The 17828-nt window shown below is 47.7% G+C and carries 2 protein-coding genes; both read right to left on the bottom strand.

The window, feature by feature from the left end:
• Window positions 1–109: 109 nt before the first annotated feature.
• On the bottom strand, window positions 110–14272 hold the full coding sequence (locus tag NFR61_RS07330) for an immunoglobulin domain-containing protein (RefSeq protein WP_251622187.1): 14163 nt from the start codon (window positions 14270–14272) through the stop codon (window positions 110–112).
• Between the two features lie 43 nt (window positions 14273–14315).
• Window positions 14316–17735 (bottom strand): SUMF1/EgtB/PvdO family nonheme iron enzyme, encoded by a 3420-nt coding sequence (locus tag NFR61_RS07335; RefSeq protein WP_251622189.1) that lies wholly within the window; start codon window positions 17733–17735, stop codon window positions 14316–14318.
• Window positions 17736–17828 lie beyond the last annotated feature (93 nt).

Raw genomic sequence — 17828 nt, forward strand, 5'->3', positions numbered from 1 at the left:
CTTCAGCAATCTTAAAATTTTAACACTTTCCCCACTACTATAACTAAAAATCCCCCCTAAAAGAAAAATTCTTTTAGGGGGGATTCAAATACATAAATTCCTAATAACCTTATCTGATTTCAGAATATTTATTTCGATTGCGTTTCACAATATTCCAGTCGGTCGTCGACGTGGAACTATTCCCCCAACCCGGCCATTCCACCTCTCCGTCAAAATTAAGATCATGCAACAGATCATAAGACTTGTTGGAACCGGTTAAAGAAATATCTTCCAATGTGATGACATTCGGGTCAAAAACAGTAATCAACATATTGTCATTCAACTCCCCTGCACTTAACATCCAGCCATTGCCTTTAGGAAGAGCTGTCATATGATTCCGGGGTTTGCCGTCCCTGCTGTAAATCATGGAAGAACGAGTGAAATCTATCATGGGAGCCCCCTGTTTCTTAGAGGTCAGTTCAATAGCCGAAGCCGTCATCACTCCCAGATGATTCCGATGACGAACCGCCACATAATAATGATTGTCCAGCAAATCATAGATATTCCTAATCCGGATCAATGTGTCTCCGGTAAAACGATCCACCAATCTGCCATTCGAAGCCAGATAACAGGTATCCGTTATTACAACCCGGCTGTCTCCGCCTAACAAAGCGACAGAATCTGTATTCGTTCCCGTACGGAATTCCAGTGTGATCCTGTCGATCAGTTCCACGTCAGCAGGCAATAATGGTAAAGAAGAACGGGCCGGTAAGCGCAACTGCTTTCCGATAGCACTCCACATCTGGCCGTTAGAATTGTCATAAGGACCTTCCAGCCACAATTTACCGCGGAGATAAGCATCTTGTGCAAAAGAAATTACCAAAGTATCTGCCGACGAATTCATTCCGCAAACAGAATCGTCTGCTGAGAAGAAATATTCACCTTCCTCTTTCAGGTAAACTACCGTATCCGATGAATGAATATTCTCGATACCGATATTCGGCAAATGCCAGACAGGCACCTCTGTCAACATACTGACTTGTACTTCCACACTATCTCCCTTACACATGTTCAGATCCCGACTGCCGATATGCCATGCCGTATCGGTTTTATAGCGTGTACGTACCTCCATAACCAGGTGTTGATGCCAGACTATGGTAGAACGCAACAACGTATCCTTCGCCTCTTCCGGCATATCGGTATTCATGCTGCATCCATGGCTATCCCGAATATCCGTTATTTCATATACGAGACAAGAATCGGCACCGTCCACAAGTCCCCAATTTATAGCTTCCCGGAACACGCCTCCATCCGCTTCGGTCAGGCTGATCTGCCTGTCTGTAACTATAGGAAGCCCACCGCCATTCTTATAACGACTTTGTTTTAAACTCAGTTCAAAAGCTTGAGAACCGGGGTATAATTGAATCAGAAGCTCTTCATTCGTGCTTCCACAAGCTACATCAGCCAGCGTTATTCGTCCCCAAGGCAACGTGTCGACAGCGAAGATTAATCTATGTTCATTATTACATCCCCTCTCACTGCGCAATCGATAAGAAATCGTATCCAACGGTCCCCGGGGCTGCCAAAGCGAATCTGCCACTTCACCATTGACATAGAACTGACCGCCGGCAGGCGCAGGCGCCAACAGTGAATCCAACGATATTACTCTGCAACTGCCCACATGGGTGTCGTATATCGTACGGAAAGTAATCGGCAGGATATCTTCGACGGCTATCTCCACCGTATCCCCAATAAATGCCGGACAGACATCGGCAGCGCCAAGATCCCGGATTGTATCGATAAAATAATACGTATCTTCATACACAGGCACTCCGAAAAGTTTTTCCCGTCCGCTGAATGTAAACGGATAGGTTAATCCTGATTCTGTAGCCTCTGAACCGTCCTGATTTCTAAATCCGATCTCCCAAGGACCGACACCTCCTTCTATTACCATCCGGAAATACAACGTATCCGCATCACATATCGTATCGACAGAATTCTCTCGTACTAAGTGCACTTTCGTCGTCGGCAGTACCTTCACTTCCGTACCTCCGGAAAGTCCCACAACCCGGCATCCTCCGGTCTCTATCCATTCTATTCGGTAACTTCCCGCTCCGTCATAAGGCAACGTATCAATCTCGCTTTCACAATTTCTTTCCTGTATTTCAGCGCCGTTTAAAGAATAACCGTATCTCCAGGGATATTCCCCGCTTTGTAATTTAGCCTCCAGTACCACAGAAGCAAATTCACATATAGTTGTATCGGCAGGCGTCAATTCCACGCGAGGAGCAGCCTTCACACAAAGAGACATTGTATCCGAATACACTTCCCCGCAATCATTGAATACCCGGCAGAATACCTGACAGCTATCGTATTTCGCTCCCACTCGGTTCATTTCATAATATCCCGTCGAACTCAACGAAGCGTTTTCATAACTGTATTTTTCCACAGAACCGTCTTTCAGCAAGAAGTTCCATTCATAAACAAGGCCACCACCCGTTGCTGCCAGTTCCCAACGATAGACAGCATTCTCACACGTCGTATCCGTCGCAGGCAGACTTCCCTGCAACTCCGGTACGGTATCCACCCGAACCCAACAACTCTGCGTTGTCACCGGATTACATACTTTTCCAATCTCACAATAGTAAAATCCGATATTCTTCGTGGATGCACCCACATATAACGTATCATATACTTCACCATCCAGTTTCACTGGTACCGAACCTTCGGTCATCTCCTGCCAATACCATTGATAAGAAGCAATCAGCGTAGACGGATGCGATACAAATATGGCAGCATCCCGTCCCTCGCCGGCACACATTAACACCTGAGGTACCGGATCTTCATATTCCAATCTGTTGCTTACGGAAAGTCTTATCGTTGCCGTATTGTTCGTACACTTATTCCGATAGTTCACAAAATACGTATAAACAGGTTCATCGGAATTCAACGGAGGCGTACGGTACGTGTTCCGGTCCCGAGCGATCACTACTCCACCGGTTTCCCATACATAACTAACCCGCTTTTCCGGTGAGGTACGGATATACAAATCCACTGTGGCATTTTCACAAACTAACTCGCTCGGACGCAATGAAATCACACGAATCGTATCATCCACATACAATTGGGCCACCGGTATCGTCTTACCTGCAGGAGCACATGCATTCACAATCTTCACGGTATACAGACCTTCATCCTCCGGACGTACGGAACTTAGTGGCAAATCATTGCCTGTTACTCCTATATATAAGCCATCTCTATACCATTTCACCGTATCCGGACTGACAACTCTCAAAAGATAAGACGTCCCCGCACAAATCGTGTCCGTACGGAATACCACCGGCTCATTGGACGGATCTGCGTCAACCTTCAGTTCCATCGTATCCGTCAATTGTCCGCACTCATTTTCCGCTTTGAAAATATAAACTCCTGCATCTTCCGGTCGTACAGACCTGATTTTATACCACTCCGAATAACTTAAAGGTGTAGCGTCGTCCAGACGGTACCACTCGTAAGAGCTGCCATTCTGGATATATCCGGTCAACATCACGGACTCACCCACATTTCCGCACACCGCCTTGTCTTCCATCCGCTTCAGATAGAACAGGGAATCACGCACTTTCAACTGAACGGGAGGGGTTGAAACGACGCCGCAACTGTTGCTGATTTCGCAATGATAATAGCCGAAATCCGTCGCAGACACCTCGTCTATATTATAGAATTCCTCTGTCGAATCCTTTACGACCGTTTCGTCCCGTTTCCATAGATAATTCAGGTTGCAACCCGTCGCAGACAAACTGAACTTCACATCCTTTCCCTGACAGGTCATCAAATCCTTGTTCGGATGCCATGCCGTAACAGAAGGATCGCTCTCCTCTACAATACCCACTTTACCGCTCATCCAAGCCTCGCAACCCGTAAGCGTATCCCTGGCACGAACCTCATATAAATAACCCGCATCGGTGACATTTACCTTATTACTACATGGCTGGCCTTCCAGACCTTCCCATACCAAAACTCCTCCATCACCCAATTTAACCTCACCTGTAGAAACTCCATCCCTGAAAAGTTCATATTCCACGCCGGCGGCACTGCTTAACAAACGCAGACTTCCTTTCTCAAGATCATTGTAACAATATCCGGTCTTGATTCCCTCCAGTTTGAATATACGAACCGTATCTGCCTGCTTCAACTGGAAAAGATTCAGCATACTATTTTTACAACCCGTAGTATAATCAACCGCCTCCACATAATACACTCCCGGCTGATTCACCGTTGCCACATTCAGATGACCGTCATTGCCATATTTCCAACCGATTTCCTTATCTGCATCCCCGGCATTCTTCCGATACAAATGATATTCCACGCCGGTTTGAGTGCTATCCATATACATCTCGACCGTTCCGTTCACACACAGCCAATCGCCATTGGAAGCCCCTAAAACATAAGGCGTCGGTAACGGATTTATTTTTACTTCCACACTGTCTATCCGGAGACATCCTGCCGGATTCAACACGCCGATCTCATAATATCCCTCCGTCTGCTGAGCTCCCGCGACCGTAAATTCGAATCCCTTTCCTTCTGCATCTCCGTTACGTTCTTCCAATACAACACCCTCCGGAGATTTCAGTATGTATCTGCACTGCTCATTTGTCGGCTGCTTAACTCCTAAAACAACACCCGCTCCCAAACTGCAATAACTGAACTGTTTCTGCAAAAACATGCCCTGCAACTCATTCACATACACCAGTACGCTGTCCTTCATGATCTGCCAGCAGTCATTGCCCGCATAAGCCTTTACCTTATAAACTCCGGACTCCGTCACACAACCGACCTCTATATCCATACCGTTTCCGATGGCAGGTTCACCCTGTTGCATGCCGTCCCGCATCAAAACATATTTCACGCCGACATCACTTCCGTCGAGCCGGATGCAGTATTCCTCTCCCCGACACAATTTCACCGTATCCTTCGTTTTGACCACATTATACTGCGAAGGCGGCAATCCCATACAATATCTTCCCTCCATCGTCTTCTCGCATCCGGTCGCCACATCTTTGGCCACTACATAATAACAACCGGTATCACGCTGCGTCTCAAAGCAAAGATCAGACGTTCCGCTATGCAGCGTATCCCGTGCCCCATCCTCTTTCAGTCCGGAAAAATACAGTATATAATCTACGTCTGCCTGCAAAGGTGCCGTAACGCATACATTCATTTCCGCCGCAGATGTCCCGTTCAGACAAAGATCCGTTCCGCTGATCTTTTTCACCTCGGGAACAGAACCGGGATAAAACATCTTGTCATCCATCTTAGCCCGACAGCCGCTGCTATCCACAACGGCATACACGATATACTGCCCTATCGCCGAATACTCTCCAAAATAAAGTTCTCCGCCGACTCCCGCAAGATTCTTTAACTCGGTTTCCACACCGCTGTTTACATACATCAACTGATAGTGAACCGCAGGCTGGCTTCCCGACAAGATAATATCCACACCGGTACCGCTGCAAATGGCTTCATCCTTCCCTTTCAGCTTCATTTCCGCCGGCAACGGATTTTCCTCGATCGTAATAGATTTCAGTAAATGGATTTCACAGGCATTTCCCGCATACAGGTCATATTTTCCGGCAGAAAGAATCCGATTGCCGTCGATTGTCGTCCAGGACAATTCGCCTCCGGTTCCTTTCAATGTATCACTGCTCCATACGGTAGATTTCAGTAAATAATAATTCCAGCCTAAACTGCTGCACCCGTATTTAACGGTTACTCCCGTCAAACCGTTCTGACAATAATACCCTTCCTTAACCCAATCACACACAGACAAAGATTCAAACAGCGTAGCGCTATCCGCCATCCAGCTCTCGCATCCCCGGTCACTCACCGCTTTTATCTTATAAACTCCCGGATCGGAATAAACCCCGAAACTGATATTGCCTCCGGTTCCTTTCACCGGCACGCCGCATCGTATGCCGTCCCTATACAAATAATAAGTGACGGTATCTCCTTCACTTCCGTTCAGGGTTCCTATTTCTCCCGATGCTCCACACACAGGAGTTACAGCAAATACCTTAGGTTTCGGCATCGCCGTAATGCTGACCTCGGCAACAATATCCTTACAAGAGGTTCCGAGATCTTCTCCCGTAATAACATATCCGCCCGCAGAACAAGCATGGAACACGCCTCTTCCCGGTCCATAGAGCGTATCCGCTACCGAAATTCCATTCAGAACATACCGCACTCCGCTTGTCAAGCCGCTTACTTTTATTGAACAGCTGTCCAGTTCGCCCACAGCGCTGCAATAACTGCATCCTTCGGCCGTAATAGCTCTGGGCGCAGCATATACCCGGAAAGCCGTATCCAGATACAATCCGCATTTCCCGCCAGGAGACTGGGCATATACCTTATAAAATCCCTTTTCTCTCAATACTTTCTGGAAAACAAGCTCGCCACCGGTACCGACCGCCGTATCGACATAAACCTCACTTTGTGCTCCCGGATCCTTTATCAGCTGATACTCAAATCCGGACTCACTGTTCACCAACTTCACCCCATAACCTCCATTCTCACACAAATAATCCGTACCGCCGACAATTTCCACCGCGATATCGGCAAGCGGATAAGCAAACGAATCTATCGTCACCGTATCTACCGCAAAACATTCGCCTATAATTCCTGCACGTTCTTTCCTGAACAGATATTTTCCTTTCCCGTAATTTTTCGAAAAACGCGACTCCCCACCCGGAATCTCCTCTATCAGATCACCTTCCAGCGTCAACATCTGATAAACCATGCCTCTGTGAGTGCCCGACAAGTATAACACCGCTCCGGCTTCTCCTGCACAATATGAAAAATCTCCTGCCAGAGAATCGTCGGTCACACTTTCATTTATTGTCGCACACAACTCTTCTGAACGACAATGGCTCCTTTCATCTTCAGCCACAAGACAATAATGATCAAATATCAAATCCCGGAAAACGGTATCCGACTTCTCTCCCTTATAATCCATTATCTCTCTGCCACTGGCCGTTGTCAGCACATAACGCAGCGTATCGACCATTCCCGAAATAGCAATCACCCCTTCTCCCCGTTTCACACATTCGCTCACGCTCCAATTGTCAGAAGACAACTCCGGAATCGGTATGGAATCGACCGTGAAAGACTCGCCGGTCACTTTACAATTGCCTCTTGCCGCCACCGGATAAACCACTCCGACCGGAACGGAAACGAAATACAACTTACCCGCACTTTCCGCCCCCTGGGCTATTTCCTCTTTCTTTTCATCATATAAAATATAGGTCGCCTCCCTATCCCAATCCGTCATGTACAACTCCCCGTACAGATTGGCACATAACAACGTATCGCCGTGCAACGGATGAATGAAAGGCAAATCGCCGATCTCGATATGCTTCGGGAAAACATACACACATCCCTCTTTATTGGCAGTAACTTTATAAGTCCCCTTCTTCGCTTTATCCACTGTCCAATATAAATCCTGACCCGACAACGTGTTGTCGACCTGTGTACCATTATAATATAACGTATAAACGACATCCGGTTCGCTTTTATCCAGGCGAATCACAAACGTACTGTCCACACAGCCATTTCCATCCAGAACCAAAAGCGTAGAATCGGCAGGAGCGGCTTTACTTCTCACCTCCAGCTCATTTCTCATCATCTTCTCACATCCTCTGACAGCCTTTACCCGATACATCCCTTCCGGATAATATCCCTTAAATGCCACCGGCATGCCCCGTCCGGTCAGACGGTCCACATCCTTGTACTCACCGTAAACCTTATCCCACTTCTGCAATACATACGTCACATTATTTTCCGTACTGTCCATACTAATTACCACCCCAGCCTCCGAAGCACAATAAACAGTATCTCCCAGTACGCTGAAATCCTTCAATGCCTGATCTATATGATATTTATCCGATAATGTCCAGGCACAACCTAAAGACGGATACGCCACTTCTATATAATAATCCCCGATCTGGTCATATCTTCCCAAATACAAAGTTCCACCCGTACCGGCTTTCGAATCCATCTGGGTCATCACACCGGAAGAATCCCGGAAAAGAGTATACTGATAACCGACCGAAGATACAACATTCATTGCCAGTTGCCCATTTCCGCTACACAATGTATAGGGAGAGTAAATAGACGCATTCGCAGGCAATGACTGCCGTTCTATTTTTACCGTCTGTACCAAATCAAGCGAACAGCTTCCCGCTACCGCCTGTATCTTATAATTTCCCTCTGCCAGCACTCCCCGGAAGAAAGCAGCTACATTCGTAACTGAATCAAAACTCCCCACTACGCCACCCGTACTCGTTAAAATCCGGTAATTCACACCATCCTGCGGATTGGTGATTCTCAACAACCCCGTATAGCCGGATTCCGTATCGCAATATTTCCGGTTCCCGTCAACATTGACATCCGTCAAGGTCCCTGCAAGATAAACCCGGTCCTTAAAAATCCGCTCGCATCCATTTTGCCCATACGCGACTATATAATACTCGCCTTCATCTGTCGGACCCGAAAAAGTTAAATTACCCGGACCTGTCAAACGGGCGACTTCCGTATCCCCCACACCGAAATTTCTGCGCATCAAAACGTACTCTACACCTGCTTTCCCTCCTCTCACCGATATTTTAGAAGGATAACTTCCCTCACAATAACTTCCTTTCTCACGAATACCCAAATCCGCCGGACTACTGTTCCGGACAATATTCACCTTTCCGGACATCGTATCGGTACAAATCCCCTGCTTGGCCGTCACAAAATAAGTCCCGTTACCGAAATTCCCGGCAAATACCAACGCCTGATTCTCTCCGGACAACGTCTGCAACAATTGGTTCGGCGTCTCCCTGTACAAAGAATAAACGACGTTCCTCTCCGCATAAGCCAACAATATCGTATCTCTCTCGACGCTTCCTTCACAATACTCCCTGTCTCCCGTCAGGGTAAATATCTCTGCGCCCTTTCTCACCTCCACCGTATCCTTCATCGGAACAACGCACGTAATGACCCCGTGCGGATATTCCGCCCTTACCGTATAATACCCTTCACGGGTATAAGCCTCCTCGATTCGGAAAACAACCTCCACACCTGTGCATACAACCGTATCAATGTCATTAAATCGAACATTATCCGTACTATAAGATAATATATAACGGACTCCTGATTGAAAACCGCTCAACTTCAACTGAGGTTCGCTGTTCTTCTGCACGCACAGCAAACCGCCCGGCAGTAAAGCATATTCCTCCGGAGTCTCATAAAGTTCTATCCAAACGCTGTCCTTCTGCGTAATGGCAGCACTCTTCACTTCCAATATCAACCAACCGTCCGAAGTACGGGAATAATTGCGTAACGACTGGGTTCCCGCCAACATTCCGGTTTCATCTTTCCATTTATATTCATAAACTCCGGTGCCGCCGTCGGCCCATGCATACAAATCTATATCCGCACCCCGGCAAGCCTTCAGCGTATCCACTGAAGTTATCTTATCCGGCTTCCGGATGTCGCACGTCAGCTTTTCGCTCTTCACAATCACGCTTACCGTAGCCGTTGCTACACAGGCGCTGTAATCCTGCACCCGAACGATATAATCCTGACGCTCCGTAACAGGCAGAGTCGTCGGTGTCCGCAACGTATCCTGTCCGGCTACCAGCTTCTCCGCAGGAGACCAGGTTACCGAAATCTTCCCTTCCTGACCGGTAACGGTGATCGGCAGCTGACACTGTTCTCCGTTCCAGAGAATATGCTCCTCCGGATTGCCCACCACCTTTAAACGGCTCATCCTGAACACAGCCGTATCCGAAAGGGCAGTCCGACAATGTTCCCGTGTCGTATCTTCCGCCACAGCGTAATAACTCTTGTCCTCCAAAGGCACCTTCAACAATATGGCGCCTCCGTTCCCCATCGTATCCAGATACTCTGCTTTCGGAGACTCCCTGTATACCCTGTATAAATAAGCCGGATTGGTATTCTTAATCTCCACCTGAGCCAACCCCGACTGATTCTCACAATAAATCATACCCCCCTGTACCGAGGTCGAGAGAGGTGGCTGCTGCGTCATGACTTTCTGATTTCCCATCTCCCGTCGACATCCCCATTGATTTATCCCCTCCACATAATACACGCCTTCTTCCACTTCCGTCCAGTTGCTTACATAAGCCCCCGGACGATAAAGTCCGTCCTGACGATAAAGAGCATATTTCGTATTCGGATCCACAGCCGATAACTCCAATGCCACATCCGTCTTCACATTGGCACAATAAACACTGTCATTATTCCGTGCGCGCAAATCATACGCCGTCGGCAGATCATGCTCGTCCACTTTTACGATATTCAACATATCGACATGACAACCGGTCGTCACATTCGTGGATCTCACCTTATAATCACCCGCCGGTACATTTTTCCACACAATCGTATCTCCCGTACCCTTTATCTTATTCAGATAAGGTACCCAGTCTGCACCGTCCTGTTTATATAAGGTATATTCAATCTCTACATCCAGCTCACTCTTCGTAAGCGCCAATGTTGCCTGATGCTGTTCCTTACAGAAATGTTCCTTGATAAACAACTCGTATTTAGCAGGCAACGGATACTCCGTAATCACCACATCCCCAGGCATCCGGTAGGTACATCCGCTGACATAACGCGTATCCTCCGCCATCACATAATAGGTTCCGCCCATCAACCCGGTAAACTCGATAAAACCTCCCGGCGTCTTCAAATCCCTGCCGTGAATTTTAGTAACCAGGACATTCGGTTCCTTATATAAATAATACAGCGTATTCGTATCCGATCCCATCAAAACCCCGGTCAAGCCATCCCGATCCCCCGCACAGACTTCATTCGTCAACGAATTAAGCTCGAAACGGAATGTATCCGGATGGCTCACTTTGATTTGAGCGCAAGCGACTTCACCACCGCAACGATTTTGTATTTCGCAGCAATACATGCCGGCGGTATCGGTTTTGACATTGTTCAAACGAATCGTGTTCGAAAAACCGTCCGCCACGATCTTGGCATTGTGCGTCCATATATATCGTATCGGAGCCGTTCCGGAGGTAGATACCGTCAACGCCTGATCGGCACCGTCACACAAAACCAGATCCGTATACCCGGACAAATCTTTAACGAAATGGGCGGGACGGTCTATCACCAGCCGCGCCGTTTCACTGAATGCACTCGCTCCACACTCATTATAAGCCTGTATCCGGTACCCGCCTTCATCCTCGGGCAAAATCCCAAGGATAGACAAAGCTGATGCCGTGCTTCCTTCTATTCTTCCGGCAATATCCGATACGGCTCTTCCGTCACGAAACCAACGGACACTGTCAACCCGGGCACTTCCCAGCTCCACCTTCAGATTCAGTGTATCTCCCTGACAATAAAAATCCTTGATATAAGGACAATCCAGAATCTTAGGCCTTTCCTTGACTACGATCGTATGAACCGGTCCGTCCACAACAGGACACGTATTGCTGACCCGGCATACATAATTTCCCGCATGGGAAGACGCCGCCCGGTTTATATTATAATAAGGTACCTTGACTCCTGTAGAAACACCATTTTTATACCATTCATATTTCAATTCTGAAAATGAACCGGAAGCCTGACACTTCAACTGCAGATTTTCATCTTCACACAAGGCAATCGTATCAGAGATTCCTTCCACCACCGGAGGCGTTTCCACCCTCAACTCAATAAATCCCAGCGTATCGCGTCCGCATCCGTTGTCCACCTCCCACACATAATTTCCTTCATCCTCTTTCGTCAGGTGATCCAGTACGATCTTCGAACCTCCGACGATAGAATAATCCGGTAAATATTTGATCGGATAATCACTGATAACCTGCTTAACTTTAGTCAAAGAATACCGCACCTTGCCTCCTCCGGTAACCTGAATGGCAAACTCCGCCTGCCCGTCGACACAGGCTACGATCCTTTTCTTCGTCGCATCATCGCGTACAATCTTTACCGGCATATTGACCGGAACAAATACGCTGTCGCGGGTATCGCCGCATTCGTTATGGATATTTACCAGATAAACTCCTTCATCCGATTTGTTTTGCAACAGAAGTTTCAGATAAGGCTGGTTATAGACGGCGGTATCTTTCAGTAATTTATACTTCCTCGTCACCGTATCCACCTTATACCACGAGTACTTCATCTCTTTCCCCTGAGGATCCATCGCCGCTACATTCAGATGGGTGGAGTCATGTCCGTCCACGCACTGATCCCATTCCCGGTTCAGTCCGGACTTCAATACGGGCACGCCTCCCACACTGAGCGAAAACGTATCGGTCGTCACGCTCCCGCACGCATTCTCGATCCGGCACAAATACACGCCATTATCCTCCATCAACAACTTGTCAAACGTCAGCCTTCCCGTTTCCCAACCGGAAATCTCCCGGTCTGCAGCAGGCACGAACTCTTCGAACAATTTGGTCCTGTCATTGAATTTCTGCCAGATATATTTCAGGGAACTACCTTCGGCTTTCACCCACAACTCCGCACCCGTAGCCAGACAACTCGCTTCGGAACGATTCTGCTCCACAATCGACGGCGGATTGCAAGAGCGGTCGAAACCATCCTGCACACCACCCTGATTCGCACGTCCCCGTTTCACGTAAACTTTACATTTATCCGAAGCTTCACACCCTTCATTCACCATTCTCACGCTAACCTCCATCGTTTCCCGGATAGACGGATATACAAACGGATTAAGATCCTCGAAAACATTCCCCGCTGCACTCCAGATCAATTTAGCCTCAGAGGGGACATCGACAGACAACTCCAACGTATTTCCTTCAGAAATATACACATAGTCCGGCAAATCCACTACCGGACGGTAAGAAATTACATCAATTGTCGTATCACTGACGCATCCGTCATTGTTTACCTTCACCGTATAAACGGTATTCTTATCAGGCGATACCCTTACAAACGGCTGATTGGGATTGCTAACGATGCCTTCTCCGCTCCAGCTGTAAGTATAGACATCCCCCGCCTCTTTTCCCGCTTCCGATGCCGACGCATTCAACATAACCGAATCTCCGTAACAAACCAGTTTCGGAGATTCCGGACTGCCGATTACAGCTACGGGCAATTTTTTAATCTTCAATTCCACCGTATCCGAATAAAAAACTTTTCCGGACGAAACATCGGTCAATTTGCAATAATATCTTCCTCTCGCACCCAGACCCGCTTGCGAAATGATTAAAAGAGAAGTGTCTCCCAATATATCATTCCCTCCCACTTTACGCCATTCATAATCAAAAACATAGGTACCTTCGTAATCGATGGAAAAACGCGCCGTTTCTCCCTCGCAAATGATTCCCGAACTATTGATATTCTCTATATGAAAAGTATGATCCGAACGGTCGAATCCGTCCTGAATGCCTCCCTTATATCCCCGACCGCGTTTGAAATATACCATTCCGCTGGATCTGGCGACACATCCCCGGTCCGTCACCGTTACCTCCACGGCCGTTGTCCGGTTGATACCGTTGAATACCAGCGGATTCATATCCGGTATATTCACATCCCCGACCTTCCACGCCAATGCGCCCGTAGAGGATACCCCCTCCGGTTCCAACTGCAGCGGCATGCCCTCTGTCAAATAAATCACATCCGGAATATGCACTTCCGGTTTATACACCTCCATCTCAAACGACGCTTCCGCCAGACACCCGCTGTTATTCACCGTAACGATGTATTTCGCGGATTCCTTCGGCTTCACCGTAATCATCGTCTCATTGGCATTCCCCGATATATCGGGTCCTTTCCAAGAATAAGCATAGACATCTTCTTTTTCTTTGTCATCTTCCGAAGCCACGGCGTTCAAAACCGTCGAGTCTCCGTAACATTGCATGTAGGGAGCCGTCGGTGTAGCTATCAAGGCTGTCGGACGTTTCGTTATTTTCAATTCGACGGTATCCGAATAACGGACAGCCCCCGACCGGACATCTGTCAGACAACAATAATACCTTCCCCGATGAGCGGTTGTTACTCCGGCAATTTTCATCACGGCCGTATCGGACCAACTTTCCCGGCTATCCCCCAGTTTCTTCCATTTGAAATCGCAGACGTACGTTCCATCGTAACCGACGGAAAACACCGCCGTATCCCCTTCGCACAAAATCGTCGGCGCTTTTACCTTTTCGATGACAAAGCTATGGGGAGACCGGTCCTGTCCATCCCCGAAAGCCCCTTTAAAACGGCTGCGGGTATAGACATAGTTCTGAGCAGAGACTCCGCTCCACAGCAGCAAAAAGAATACTATTGAAACATAAATCTTCAACGGACCTTATTTATTACTTCGTCAAACGTTTTAAATACTGCAATACCACCATTCCGTTATTTCCGGGAGTAGAAGTCTTTCCACTGGCCAAAGAAATTACACCGACACCGTAAGTTCCTGTCGAATAACCCGCAATCGTCGTTCCGATCTGAGTAGGCCTGTTCTGGATATTACCAGTATAGGTTTTCCCCATAATACAGATACTCCGGTTTATATATCCCGAACCTCCGGCAGCAGGTCTTCCATCCCCTGTCGTAGTTCCTCCTCCGTAATATCCATCACCGCCACCACCACAGTCATTTCCTGTATTAGTATCCGCATGTGCCCCTTGCAAATATCCTCCCTTACGAGGTCCACCTCCTGCTGTCTGCGTTCCGCCGGTTGAATAACCGCCGGTTGAATTCTGCCCCGATAAACCGCCACCTGCTCCTGAATGTCCCGCATACCCAGCATTTCCTCCGCCTCCTCCGGCAATAGCAATAAGATTATTTCCACTTACAAATCTTACCTGGGAACGTCCACCACCACTACCGGCACTTACGTCACCTCCCTGTCCGATACCTCCGTTCGGATAAGCAGCAGCCGACCTTGCACTACGATTCCCTGAACGTCCGCCTTGACCGACGATTACCCCCACTTGTCCTCCCACAGGGAAAAGAACATCTGTATATCCTCCCGCTCCCGACCACCAAGTATTGGCAGTATATGCACCGCCACCACCACTCGCGCCGATCAAATACGCCCTGATATGAGTAGCCGTTGCCGGCACACTTGCAGTTTCCTCACTTCCTCTATACAAGAATTGCTGTTTTCCGACCTCCTCATAAGGATATATCTCCATCGCCTTTTTGTTGCCGTCGCATACCCCCGAATAAGAAGCGTAATACACGCCAGCATCATTTAAGGTAAATGAGGGTATGGTCAACGTTGCCGAGTTGGTTTTGGCTCCATTGGGATGTGTCCAAACATACATAGCCCCGGAAGGTCCCGCAGGCATCGTAAGTGTCAATGTTTGCCCGATAATCGCGATAGCGGCGTCATCCTCCAGTGCAGGAGCAGCAAAAACTGCCGGAATAATAATCTTTACCGTATTGGAAAACAATTCCCCTACAGCACACATGGCCTTTCTCTTAAATAAAACCGTTTTGGGAGATGCCGCCGTATTTTTTATTCCATTGTTCACCAAAGTCAGAGCATTACTCCCTTCCAATACCGTCCAGCTTGTCCCGTTATTCTCACTCATATACCAAGAATACGTGGTCTTGCCAATGGTTTTTTCCGCAGCTCCTCCCCCGATCGTAAAAGCAACCCCGCTGCAGACAGTATCCTGCTCCAAACCATTTTCTCCATAAATCCGGCCGGCAGTAAAACCGGTCGTATTAAGAATCGACCGGGCTCCTCTGAATCCGACAGAACTGTCACGTGTAGTTACTGCCGCAAAATAATTACCTAACGCATACGTACGATCCGATGTGCGAAGTAGTGTATCCCCGGAGGGGAACCCCCCCCCTCGCACTGCAAACGCTGTATTAGCATTGGGCCAATAACTCGTGGATACATCCGTTCCGGCTGTTGTAATATATCCGTCACCATGCGAATAAGTCACATTATTAGCAATAAAAGAGGACCCTGCCGACTGAGCATTATAACACATCTCCCACAGATTCCCGCTCATTTCCATCAATCCCCAGTAAGTGGCTCCCGCCTCCTGCTGGTTCGTACGGGAAGTCGCGAACGCCCCGCTCCGAAGCGGACCGCCAACTCTCCCTCCGGCGTTCACATTCATTTTATAATCATAAGGCGTTTCCCGCTCCGTCTTGCTTGCATTCAAATCGCTCTCCGAGCGAACCTTATTGACGCCGGTATTGGTATTCCAGGCAAATTCCCCCTTATCCGGAATTTGCGGATAAGGACGTCTGCACGCTTTTTCATACTCCAGCTCACTCATCGGACGCAATCCGCTCCAGTCGCAATAAGCCAGCATGTCCGCCGGACTAAGATAATTACATGCCAGAGTCTGCCCGTCATCTTCCGAATAAAATTTATTGTCCGGATTCAGATTATTGCCGAATACAGCCGGAGCATTGGGTTCTTTCATCATCAAAAAAGCGATGCCGTTCCGGCAATTCGGCTGTTTTAAACTTCCGAAAACATAATCCCCCTTGAGCATTTTCTCAAAATTGGTATTCGCCACCCGGTTTTTTTGCTGCACCAAAGTCAATGAATTCAAAAACTCGACATACTGCTCCTGGCTCACCTCATACTTCATCAGATAATATCCCTGATATCCTTTGGGATAATTCACTGAAAGCGTTATCCCGCTATTCACCAAATACAACGGATCTTCCGAACTGATTCTTAAACTCCCTCCCTCCGGAGCTGAAAAAAGATTCTCTTCCGTCATGGCAACATTCTGCATAATAATATTGCTTGAAGGGAAATACAAACGATAATACCGGTAATTCCCCGGATTGGATACCCTGATGGAATGCTGTACCGGATAAGACGTCGCCTCCGCTTTCCACAACGTGCGATCAACATAGGAAAGAACCGTCCAGCGCGAATTGTCATTCGATCCCTCCAATCTCCACGTTGTCCCAGGGTTATAAGCAGATGGATAAGACGTCGAAACGCTTACTCCAAAAAACAGCACCTTTTTGGGAGACTTGAAATCTATCGCCCACCAGCTCGGAGAGGTTCCGGAATACCACGAATTCACACTCGGTCTGTAAGTAGCATAATCTATCCGTTTCGCTATATTGCTGGGAGTAGACCCCTCGGATGAATTATTGGCGGTAATTGTATAACTCGTCGTAACGATATCCGACTCTGCAGGAATAACTCCGTAGAAATTCGTTTCCTGTGAAAAAAAAGAATTATTTGAATACCCATCTCCCAATACATACTCCCCGAAAGGCACATAGACCATTTCCACCGCATAAGCCGCCACAAAAATGCTGTCCAGGTGAGTTCCGAAATCCGATGCGGATAAAGCCAATTTCGTGTTCGATTTAATCGGCCACTTCACCGTAAGGTGCGCATTCACCTTGCCTTCCCCCAGATTGTCCCTCAACAGATAAATGCCGGTGACTTTGGCAGCCGTACCGCTCCCCACTTCTCCGGTCATGAACATATATTCTCCGCCTTCATTCCCCGCCAACGCCGTAGCAGTATGGCCCTCTTTAGCCAGATAAGCATGATGCCACTCCGACATAACGCCTCTTTTCTTGTATTTCAGAAAAATCCAGGCAGCATCCCAGTTAAAATCATCCCGCCAGGAGTTTTCCCATGAAAGATTAAACTCGACGATCGCAGTATCCCGGGCCGAACCCACAAATCCTGTCACTTTGGCTTCCGTACCGATCTTTACGTTATTAGCCACTCCCGAAAGACACCCGAAGAGCAAGGTGGTCATTACAAGTATTTTATACATAGCTTTCAAAATACAATAATCTTTTATAAACGCAAAATTAGACAAATATTCACTAAGGAACAATTTTTTTTTGCAAAAAAAATGCACCTTATA

It is taken from the genome of Odoribacter lunatus (assembly GCF_943193135.1).
Taxonomy (GTDB): domain Bacteria; phylum Bacteroidota; class Bacteroidia; order Bacteroidales; family Marinifilaceae; genus Culturomica; species Culturomica lunata.